Source organism: Staphylococcus sp. HMSC072B07 (assembly GCF_001815505.1).
GTDB classification, from domain to species: domain Bacteria; phylum Bacillota; class Bacilli; order Staphylococcales; family Staphylococcaceae; genus Staphylococcus; species Staphylococcus simulans.
Genome location: NZ_KV820895.1, coordinates 1 through 1,516, shown reverse-complemented (window position 1 = coordinate 1,516; position 1,516 = coordinate 1). Strand labels below are relative to the sequence as shown.

Annotated in this window: 1 protein-coding gene; it reads right to left on the bottom strand. The window is 31.9% G+C overall.

What is annotated here, in order from left to right:
- Window positions 1-64: 64 nt before the first annotated feature.
- Entirely contained in the window at window positions 65-1,399 is a 1,335-nt protein-coding gene (locus HMPREF3031_RS00060; protein WP_002479755.1) for an IS1182 family transposase, read from the bottom strand.
- Window positions 1,400-1,516 lie beyond the last annotated feature (117 nt).

Genomic DNA, 1,516 nt, shown 5'->3' with positions numbered 1-1,516 from the left:
TTTTTTTTATGAAATTTTCGAAAATATGTATAAAAATCTTTATAATAGAAGTCCTCACGGACTCTTATGTAAGCCACATAGATACTTTTTTCAAATTCATCGCAGCACAAGTAAACATCGTATCCATTGTCACCTTTTCTAAACTGCGGAAACGTGTCCATCTCATACCATGTTGCTCTTTAGCGTCACCAAATCGTCTTTCTATTGTTTGGCTTCTCATTTTATATATTTTTTTAATTGAATCCATAAACCTTAAATCTTCAACTATATCTAAATCATCTTGCCATACGTGCCTTTGGATTTGTTTTTGACACTGTTTATTTTCAGTGCATTTGTTCAATAGTGGGCATTCACGACATGTGTCAGAGTTTGACATATATAGTCTGTGCCCAGTTGGCATTGTTCTTTTGTAAGTTAAAAACTCATCATTAGGACAGATATAGCTATCATAATATTCATCGTAGATGAAATCGCGAATTTTGAAGAAACCTTCTTTTCCTTTTGGTCGAGTATACGGCATCACAGGTATCATTAATTTTTCAATAAGATAGTGTGCATTAGCTGGAGTTTTATATCCAGAATCGACTGCTACATATCTCGCTTTTAAACCTGCTTTCTCCATTCTTTCTATCATAGGTTTCAATTGCGTACTATCATGGATATTTCCTGGAGTGACGTGTGAATCTAAAATGAAGCCGTGTCTATCGACACATGCATGTAGCGAATAGGCAAATTGCTTTTCTCTCTCGCTCTTTACATAATAACCAGACTCTGGATCAGTTTTGCTTTCTTTTATATATTTAGTTTTCGCTTCCTTTTTCTTTTTTATAGGCTTTTTTCCATCGGCTTTTCTTAGAAGATTTACTTCATCATCCAATTCTTTTTGGTATGCTTTGGCTTCAATTTGAACAACTTTCTTAATGTATTTATTTTTATTAGCATTGGCTTTAATATGAGTTGAATCGATAAAAATTTGTTCGGTATTAATAAGGTTGTTTTCAAAAGCAATTTTTAAGATGTGTTGGAAGATTTCTTCAAATAACTTATTATCATAAAATCGGCGGGTGTAGTTTTTGCTAAAAGTACCAAAATGAGGAACTTTATCAAAGAATCCATAACCTAAGTACCATCGGTACGCTACATTAGTGTGAATTTCTTTTATAGTTTGTCTCATAGATTTAATGCCGAATAATTTTTGAATCAGAAGGATTTTTACTAAAATTACAGGGTCAATAGAGGGTCTGCCATTATCTAAGCAATATTTATCTTTCACTAAATCATAAACAAAGTTAAGATCTAATACTTTTTCAACTTTACGTAACAAGTGATCATCAGGAACTAATTGAGATATTGAAATCATTTCAAGTTGTTCTCTGTTATTAGAAGATTTATTTAGCATACTATCACCTCATTATCTTATTACTATCATTATACAAGAAATGGGGAAAAGGTTATTATGTAAAATGTTAAAAAATAAAAAATGCCGACAAGTCCGTAGGACTTTGTCGACAGTCTG